Origin of the sequence: Spirillospora sp. NPDC049652, from assembly GCF_040675125.1 — a bacterium.
In the GTDB taxonomy this organism is placed as follows: Bacteria; Actinomycetota; Actinomycetes; order Streptosporangiales; family Streptosporangiaceae; genus Spirillospora.
Map to the genome: position 1 here is coordinate 1 of NZ_JBFAOF010000248.1, position 8,533 is coordinate 8,533.

An 8,533-nucleotide genomic window follows, 5' to 3' on the forward strand; every position below is an offset into this window, starting at 1 on the left:
CCGCGCGCGAGGCGGCGCCGGCCTGGCGGGCGCTCTCCTTCGAGGACCGCGCGGCGATCTTCCTGACGGCGGCGGAGCTGCTGGCCGGGCCGTGGCGGGCGACGCTGAACGCGGCGACGGTGCTCGGCCAGTCCAAGTCGGTGCAGCAGGCGGAGATCGACGCGGCCGTCGAGCTGATCGACTTCTGGCGGTTCAACGTGTCGTTCGCCCGCGAGCTGTACGCGACGCAGCCGATCAGCTCGCCGGGCGTGTGGAACCGGCTGGAGTACCGGCCGCTGGAGGGGTTCGTCCTCGCGATCACGCCGTTCAACTTCACCTCCATCGCCGGGAACCTGCCGACCGCGCCCGCCCTGATGGGCAACACGGTCGTGTGGAAGCCGTCGCCGACGCAGCAGCTCGCGGCGCACCACACGATGCGGCTGCTGGAGGCGGCGGGCCTGCCGCCGGGCGTGATCAACCTGGTCACCGGGGACGGCAAGGCCGTGTCGGAGGTCGCGCTCAGCCATCCCGACCTCGCCGGGATCCACTTCACCGGCAGCACCGGCACCTTCCAGCACCTCTGGCGGACGGTCGGCGAGAACATCGCGTCCTACCGCGGCTACCCGCGCCTGGTCGGCGAGACGGGCGGCAAGGACTTCGTCGTGGCGCACCCGTCGGCCGACCCCGACGTCCTGACGACGGCGCTGGTCCGGGGCTCGTTCGAGTACCAGGGGCAGAAGTGCTCGGCGGTGTCGCGCGCCTACGTCCCGCGCTCGCTCTGGACCCGGGTGAAGGACGACCTGATCGCCCAGGTCGAGTCGCTGACCATGGGGAACGTCGCCGAGGACCTGAGCCTGTTCCTCGGCGCGGTGATCGACGACCGGGCGTTCGCCAAGCACACCGCCGCGATCGTCCGGGCCCGCGAGTCGGACGCGATCACGGTCGAGGCCGGCGGGCGGACCGACGACTCGACCGGCTGGTTCGTCCAGCCGACCGTCCTGTCCTGCACCGATCCCGAGGACGAGCTGTTCACGACCGAGTACTTCGGCCCGATCCTCGGCGTCCACGTGTACGACGACGGCGACTACGACGCGATGCTGCGGCAGATGGAGGGCGTCGCGCGGTACGCGCTCACCGGGTCGGTCATCGCGCGGGACCGGGCGGCCATCGCCGCGGCGACCGAGCGGCTCCGGTTCGCCGCGGGCAACTTCTACGTCAACGACAAGCCGACCGGGGCCGTGGTCGGGCAGCAGCCGTTCGGCGGCGCGCGGGCGAGCGGCACCGACGACAAGGCCGGCTCGATCCTCAACCTGACCCGCTGGGTGAGCGCCCGGTCGCTGAAGGAGACCTTCGTCCCACCGGTCGACTACCGCTATCCCTACATGGGGTGACGCGTAGGATATAGCAGTTGAGCTGGTAAGACGTGGTGTCCGGGGGTGTTCGTGCGGCGAGCTGCGGGCGCGGCGCTCGCCGGGCTGGTGGTCGCCGGGACGGCCGCGGTGATCACCACACCGTGGTCGGAGCACGGCCACGGCCCGGTGGACGCCGTCCGGGCCGCGTCCCACCTGCGGGTGACCGCCGACCCCTCCGTGCGCCCCGTCGGCGCCGACCGGCTGACCCCGGGCGGGCGGTACGGCTACAGCTTCACGGTCACCAACGCCGGCCGCCGGCCCGTCCGGGGCCTGGTCGCGCGCAGCGAGAAGATCGTCGGCGGACGCGCCGGGCCGGCCATGCGCGTCGTGTCGGTGAGCGACCCGTCCTGCCACCGGACCGAGCGGGTGATCTGCAGCTTCCCGACGCTGCGCGCGGGCGAGCGGCGCACCGTCCGGGTCGTGGGCGCGGCTCCGGACGGCGGGCGTCCGGGGGACGTCCTGCACATCAACACCTACCTGGCGTCCTTCTCGCCGGTCGCGCGGGGCCAGGTGTCGTACGAGGTGCTGGGCCGCCCGGTGTCCACGGTGACGGCGTTGGGCTAACCTCGCGGCCATGCCGACGACGAACCGCCTGGTGCTCTGGAACGTGGACCACACGCTCGTGGACGTGGGGCGGGTCACCCGGGACGCCTACGCCGCGGCGTTCCGGCGCACCACCGGCCGTCCGCTGGTCCGGCTCGCCCCCACCCCCGGACGCACCGAGTCGGAGATCATCTTCGAGACGCTGGCGTTCAACGACATCGTCACGACCGACGACCACCTGCCCGCGTTCATGACCGCGCTGGCCGAGGCGTTCGCCGCCCGCCGCGCCGACCTCGCCGCGCACGGACGCGTCCTGCCGGGTGCGCACGAGGCCGTGACCGCGCTGTCGCGGCTGCCGGGCACAGTCCAGTCCGTCCTCACCGGGTCGATCCGGCCGAACGCCGAGCTGAAGCTCTCCGAGCTGGGCCTCGCTGGGTACCTGGACCTGGAGGCGGGCGGCTACGAGAACGGCGTCTACTCCAAGGCCGCCCTGCTGGAGATCGCCCGCACCCGCGCGGGGGAGCGGCACGGAATGACGTTCGGTGAGAAGCGGACGGTCTACCTCGCCGACCACCCCCGCGACGTCCAGGCCGCGCACATCGCCCGGTCCCCGATCATCGCGGTCGCCACGGGCAGCGCCACGGCCGCCGAGCTGCGCGCCGCCGGCGCCGATGCCGTCCTCTCGGACCTCTCGGACACCGACGCGGTCCTCCGCGCCGTCGCGGACCTGACCGACCCGAGCTGACCGGCCCGAGCCGACCGGCCCGAGCTGACCGAACCGCCGGGCCGGCCCCGCGGCCGAGCCGAACCGCCGCCGTCGTGGGGATGGCCGACGTCTCGGCGGCCCGCGGATGTGGTCCGCCCACACACCCGGAGACGAATCGTCCGAGGTCGGGAGGGTTGCGCCGGACGGTTCCCGGGTCCGATCCTGGGTACGCCCCGCCGAGTGGCGGGGCTGGAGGGGAGTTCACGCATGTCCCAGCAGGTGCCCGAGGGCCTTCCGCTCTGGCGGCCGTCCGAGGAGGTGGTGGCCAACGCCCGGGTGACCCACTACCGGAACTGGCTGATGGACAGGGGCGTCCTCACCGAGTCCTACGCCGACCTGTGGGCCTGGTCGACCACCGAGATCGACGCCTTCTGGGACTCGGTCTGGGACTACTTCGGCGTGCTCGGCGACCGCGGCGACGGCCCGGTGCGCACCGGCGGGAAGATGCCGGTGGACGGCCTGCGCTGGTACCCGGGCGCGACCCTCAACTACGCCCGCAACGCGCTGGAACTGGCGGCGGGCGAGCCGGACGACACCGCCGTGGTCTTCCAGTCCGAGGCGGGCGGACGCCGGGTGATCAGCCGCCGGGAGCTGTCGGAGCACGTCGCGCAGGTCCGGGCGGGCCTGACGGAGCTGGGCGTCGGACGCGGGGACCGCGTCGCGGCCTACGTCCCGAACATCCCCGAGGCGCTGGTCTGCTTCCTGGCCGCGGCCTCGCTGGGCGCGGTCTGGTCGTCCTGCTCGCCGGACTTCGGGGCGTCCTCGGTGATCGACCGGTTCGCGCAGATCGAGCCGAAGGTCCTGATCGCGGTGGACGGTTACGCCTACAACGACCGCCGCTTCGACCGCCGCGACGTCGTCCGGGACATTGAGGCCGCGCTGCCCACCGTCACCTCGACCGTCCTGATCCCCTACCTGGACCCGGCGTCCACGCCGGAGGGCCTGCGCGCCGGGATCTCCTACGCCGACCTGCCCCGCGCGGGCGCCGAGCCCGAGTACGAGGACGTCCCCTTCGACCATCCGCTGTGGGTGGTCTACTCGTCCGGCACGACCGGCCTGCCGAAGCCGATCGTGCACGGGCACGGCGGGATCGTCCTGGAGCACGTCAAGGCCCTGTCGTTCCACCAGGACCTCGGCCCCGGCGACGTGTTCTTCTGGTACACCACCACCGGCTGGATGATGTGGAACTACCTGGTCGGCGGCCTGCTGGTCGGCGCGAAGGTGGTGATGTACGACGGCGCGCCCGGCGACCTGTGGCAGCTCGCCGCCGAGCACGGCGTCACCTACATGGGCGTCGGCGCGCCCTACATCACCGCCTCGATGAAGCTGAACCGCAGGCCCGGCGAGAAGTACGACCTGTCGCGGCTGCGCGGCATCGGCTCGACCGGCTCGCCGCTGCCGCCCGAGGGCTTCGCCTGGGTGTACGACGCCGTCGGGAAGGATCTGCTGCTCGGCTCGATGTCCGGCGGGACGGACGTCTGCACCGCGTTCCTCGGCCCGTCGCCGCTGCTGCCGCTGCACGCCGGGGTGCTGCAGTGCCGCGGGCTCGGCGCGAAGATCGAAGCGTTCACCGAGAAGGGCGAACCGGTCATCGACGAGGTCGGCGAGCTCGTCCTGACCGAGCCGATGCCCTGCATGCCGGTCTCGTTCTGGAACGACGAGGACGGGGAGCGCTACCGCGACTCCTACTTCGACATGTTCCCGGGCGTGTGGCGGCACGGCGACTGGCTCAAGGTCCGCCCGGACGGCGGCTGCGTCATCTACGGCCGCTCCGACTCGACGCTGAACCGCGGCGGCATCCGGATGGGCACCGCCGACTTCTACCGCGTCGTCGAGGGCTTCGAGGAGATCGCCGACAGCCTCGTCATCGACACCGGACGCCTCGGCGAGGAGGGCCGCCTCCTGCTGTACGTCCAGATGGCCGAGGGCGCGGAGTTCACCGACGAGCTGGCCGGACGGCTGAAGCGCGAGATCCGCTCGGCGCTGTCGCCCCGGCACGTTCCGGACGAGTTCCACGTCGTCCCGGGGGTCCCGCGCACCCTGTCCGGCAAGAAGCTGGAGGTCCCGGTCCGGAAGATCCTCCAGGGCACGCCGGTCGAGCAGGCGGCCAACACGGGCGCCATGGCGAACCCGGAAGTCCTGAAGTACTACACCCAGGACGCCTGAGGCCTAAGCGCCCCCGGCCCGGCCCTCGCTCCCGTCCCCGCCGCCCACGCGGATCTCGCCGTAGGCGAGGACGTCGGCGCGGCGGTAGAGGCGGCGGACGCGTCCGCCACCCAGCTTCTCCTCGCGCGCGGGCGTGGGCCAGCCCGCCGGAGGGCGCTTGGCGTAGACGGTGGCGCTCGACTGGGCCAGCCCGAGGATCCGGGCGGCCTCGGCGAGCGTCACCAGATCGTCCGGGCTCTCCGCCGGATCGGCCTCTCGTGCCGTGTATGCGGTGTACCAGGCGGACCATTCGGCGCCGTCCCAGTACAGCGCCTTCCCCACCTGCCGGGCCGGCTCCGGGTGCCCGTTGCCGGCCCGCTCGCTCCACAACTGCTTGAGGCGATGGCGGCTCAGGCCGTGCTCGGCGCCGAGCTCGTCCCGGCTGAGCAGGCCCTCCGTACCGGCCCCGGCCGCCCCGGCGGCTCCGGCCTTCGCGGCCGTCCGCGCCGCGTGCCAGGCGTCCCAGGCGTCGGCGTCCCAGGCCTTCTGGGAGCCGACCGTCCCCACGGGTTCGGGATGGCCGTTGGCGGCGCGCTCGCGGTACCACTTCTCCAGCGTGCTGCGGCCGATGCCGTGTTCCGCCATCAGGTCGGCACGGGTGTAGACGCGTCGTCCTTCCAGGAAGGTCATGGCGTCGATTATCGGATCACCGGCCCGCGCGCGCCGCCGGGACCCGCGCCCGGGGCGCGCGGCGGTCCGGTGACGTGCTCAGGACAGGTCGGACTCCAGGACCGGCATCTCCGGCAGCTGCTTCCAGCCGGGACGCGCGGCCCCCACGAAGGACGACCGGTACCAGCCGCGCAGCCGCTCGAACGTCACGGTCCTGCCGGCGTGGGGCGAGTGGATGAACCACCCGTGTCCCGTGTAGATCCCCACGTGCCCGAGGCCGTGGAAGAACACCAGGTCGCCGGGCTTCAACCGGTCGACCTTGACGTGCGGGCGCGTGCGGCGGAACTGGTCGGCCGCGATGCGCGGGAGCTTGACCCCGGCGTGCCGCCACGCCTGCTGGGTCAGCCCCGAGCAGTCGAATCCGCCGCGTCCGCTGCCGCCCCACACGTAGGGACGTCCGAGCTGACGCGTCGCGTAGTCGACGGCCCGCGCCGCGCGCGCCTCCCAGCGCCGCACGAGCAGCGCGCGCTGCCTGCGGACGGCCTTGCGCCGCGCGGCGAGCATGCGGGCCGCGAGCTCGGCGTGTCCCGGCCGACTCCGCGAGGCCCGCGCCTGCAAGCCCTGAGCCCCCCGCGCACCCTGCGCGGCTTGCGCGGACTGTGCCCCCTGCGCGCCCTGCGCGGCTTGGGCAGGTTGTGCGCCCTGCGCGGCCTGTGCGGCTTGGCCGGGCTGTGCGCCCTGTGCGGCCTGTGCGCCCTGTGCGGGCTGGGCGCCCTGTGTGCCTTGGGCGGGCTGTGCCGCTTGGGCGGTCTTCGCGCCCTGGGCGGTCTGGGTGCTCTGTTCGGCGCGGGCGCTCTGGCCCGTCAGCGCGCTCTGTTCCGCCGGCATGGCCGGTGTGGCCATCGCGGCCAGTGTGGGAAGCGAGCTCTTTCCCCGGGGCGCCGCCTTCTCGGCGTGCGCCGTCAGCCGGGTGCGGGCGGCGCTGGACGCCGTGGTCCGGCGGGGCAGGGCCCCTGCCTCATCGGCTCTCGCCGGCACCGCTTCCGGGGCCTTTTCGCCTGCTGTGTCATGGACACGCGCGGGCCGTCCCCGAAGGGAGGTGTTCAGTGGTGATCGTTCCGGCGCCGCCCGTCCGGGGACCGACCACCTGGCCGGTCTTCGTGGAGTGGGTTCGTCGGGTGCGGATCGTTCCGGACTCGCGGTCGCCTCGCCGGTCCCTGACGGGACGGGCCGGGCCTCGGCCACCGCGCTCCCCAACGCGAGCGTCAGGGTCACGGTGAGCGGGACCGCGCCGGTCACGGCCTTTAAGGGGATGGACATGGCTGTCGTACCTCCTTGCAAGATCGTCAGGCTTTGCGATACCCCGGCCGTGTCGCTCACACTCGCGAATTTCTCCGAAAACAGGGTTCTCACCAGGGGATATGTCGAACGGAGGGGGAATTGTGTGGTATCGCTCGGCGTTGCTTCCCACTAGGCTTGCGGAGACCGAACCCGTCCGATGCGGCGTGTCGGGTCAGATCGCGTCGTAAGGTCGCAGGGACGGGTGAACCTCCCCGCGCACTCGGGCGTCCCAGAACCACCGGGAACGCACCGCGCGGTCCGGCCCGTGACCGGTCGGCCGGTGATCGGCCGGCGGCGGGTCGCGGACGGCGGGTCGTGGGCGGCGGGGAACCGGGCGGTGGAGATCCGGCGGGTGGAACCGGCGGTGTGATCCGCGGGTGGCATCCGCGGGCGGTGTCCGCGCGTGGTCACGGGGAGCGCCGCGCGGCCTGGCGGTTCGGTCCGACGACAACACGAGAGGGACGGTCTCGCGACATGGAGGTTGGGGCCCTGCGGTCCGGAGACCCGGAGCGGCTGGGACAGTACGCCCTGATCGGCCGGCTCGGGGAGGGCGGCCAGGGCACGGTCTTCCTCGCCACCGCCGAGGACGGCCGCCGGGTCGCCGTGAAGCTGCTGCACTCCGACCTCACCGCCGACGACAAGGCGCGGGCCCGGTTCCTGCGTGAGCTCGACGTCGCCAAGCGGGTCGCGCCGTTCTGCACGGCGCAGGTCATCGACGCCGATGCGAACGGCGACCGGCCCTACATCGTCAGCGAGTACGTGCCCGGCCCGTCGCTGAACCAGCTCGTCCTCGACGAGGGTCCGCTGGAGGGCGCCGCGCTGGAGCGGCTCGCGGTCGGCACCGCGACCGCGCTCGCCGCCATCCACCAGGGCGACATCGTGCACCGCGACTTCAAGCCGCACAACGTGCTGATCGGCCCGGACGGCCCGCGCGTGATCGACTTCGGGGTGGCCCGTGCGATCAGCGGTTCCACCACCCTCACCAGCAAGGTGATCGGCACCCCGTCCTACATGGCGCCCGAGCAGATCCGGGCCGAGGGCGCGGGCACCCCGGCGGACGTGTTCTGCTGGGCCGCGACCGTCGCGTTCGCCGCGACCGGCGCCCCGCCCTTCGGGCAGGACACCATTCCCGCCGTGATCAACCGGATCCTGCACGAGGAGCCGGAGCTCGGCGCCCTCGAGGGCCCGCTGCGCGACCTGGTCGCCGACTGCCTGGCCAAGGACCCGGCGGTCCGGCCGCACGCCCGCCAGGTGCTCATGCGGCTGCTCGGCCACGAGGACTACAGCACCCAGGCCACGCCCGTCCCGGCCGCGCCCGAGTCGTCCGACGAGACCTCGATCCTGGCCGCCGGCAGCGTCGTCGCCGCCGACTTCGTCGAGCAGAACGAGCGCAACCGCCGCCGTTTCGGCCGCCGCCGCCCCGCTCCCGCCCCGGCCGCCGCCGCGGCGGCCGCTCCGCTCGCCGAGCCCACGGCCGCGCAGGCCGGCGCGCAGGCCGCGGGCGCGCAGCGGCGGCAGGACGAGCCCCGGCTCCCCACCCCCGCCGAGTTCGCCGCGCGCGAGCGCGCCGCCGCCGAGACCGAGCGGACGCACGGCATCGGGGCGCTCGACCCGCATACCACGCAGCCGAAGGGCGGGGCGCTGCGCCGCTCGCCGCTCATCGGCAGGTTCACTCCCG

At 73.5% G+C, this 8,533-nt stretch carries 7 protein-coding genes; 5 read left to right on the forward strand and 2 right to left on the reverse strand.

Annotation, left to right across the window (positions count from 1 at the left end; all coding sequences use genetic code 11):
• The 4 genes from pruA to AB0J52_RS17855 form a co-directional block, all read left to right on the forward strand.
• Positions 1-1,370 (forward strand): L-glutamate gamma-semialdehyde dehydrogenase (gene pruA / locus AB0J52_RS17840; RefSeq protein WP_500182692.1); only part of this gene is annotated, 1,370 nt, incomplete at its 5' end.
• Positions 1,371-1,415: 45 nt separating this feature from the next.
• Complete coding sequence (locus AB0J52_RS17845) at positions 1,416-1,955, forward strand: hypothetical protein (RefSeq protein ID WP_500182693.1); 540 nt, start codon at positions 1,416-1,418, stop codon at positions 1,953-1,955.
• Between the two features lie 10 nt (positions 1,956-1,965).
• A complete protein-coding gene (locus tag AB0J52_RS17850) occupies positions 1,966-2,679 on the forward strand; it encodes an HAD family hydrolase (RefSeq protein WP_500182694.1) in 714 nt (237 codons plus the stop codon).
• Between the two features lie 228 nt (positions 2,680-2,907).
• The gene (locus AB0J52_RS17855) at positions 2,908-4,866 is read left to right on the forward strand and encodes an acetoacetate--CoA ligase (RefSeq protein WP_500182695.1); all 1,959 of its coding nucleotides are present in this window, start codon (positions 2,908-2,910) and stop codon (positions 4,864-4,866) included.
• 3 nt (positions 4,867-4,869) lie between these two features.
• Here the strand turns inward: AB0J52_RS17855 and AB0J52_RS17860 are convergent, their stop codons facing one another.
• Both AB0J52_RS17860 and AB0J52_RS17865 read right to left on the reverse strand, forming a co-directional pair.
• Positions 4,870-5,535 (reverse strand): hypothetical protein, encoded by a 666-nt coding sequence (locus tag AB0J52_RS17860; protein ID WP_500182696.1) that lies wholly within the window; start codon positions 5,533-5,535, stop codon positions 4,870-4,872.
• 78 nt (positions 5,536-5,613) lie between these two features.
• Positions 5,614-6,417 carry a C40 family peptidase gene (locus tag AB0J52_RS17865; protein WP_500182697.1) on the reverse strand — a complete coding sequence of 268 codons (804 nt, stop codon included), beginning with the start codon at positions 6,415-6,417 and terminating at the stop codon, positions 5,614-5,616.
• A 912-nt stretch (positions 6,418-7,329) separates the two neighbouring features.
• Between AB0J52_RS17865 and AB0J52_RS17870 the strand changes: the two genes are divergently transcribed.
• Positions 7,330-8,533, forward strand: a 1,204-nt coding sequence (locus tag AB0J52_RS17870) for a serine/threonine-protein kinase (RefSeq protein ID WP_500182698.1), incomplete at its 3' end; no start/stop codon positions are given.

Excerpts from the sequence above, each read along its gene's own strand:
- AB0J52_RS17850 (WP_500182694.1), top strand. The coding sequence starts at position 1,966 with ATGCCGACGACGAACCGCCTGGTGCTCTGGAACGTGGACCACACGCTC.
- AB0J52_RS17855 (WP_500182695.1), top strand. The coding sequence starts at position 2,908 with ATGTCCCAGCAGGTGCCCGAGGGCCTTCCGCTCTGGCGGCCGTCCGAG.
- AB0J52_RS17860 (WP_500182696.1), bottom strand. The coding sequence starts at position 5,535 with ATGACCTTCCTGGAAGGACGACGCGTCTACACCCGTGCCGACCTGATG.
- AB0J52_RS17865 (WP_500182697.1), bottom strand. The coding sequence starts at position 6,417 with ATGGCCACACCGGCCATGCCGGCGGAACAGAGCGCGCTGACGGGCCAG.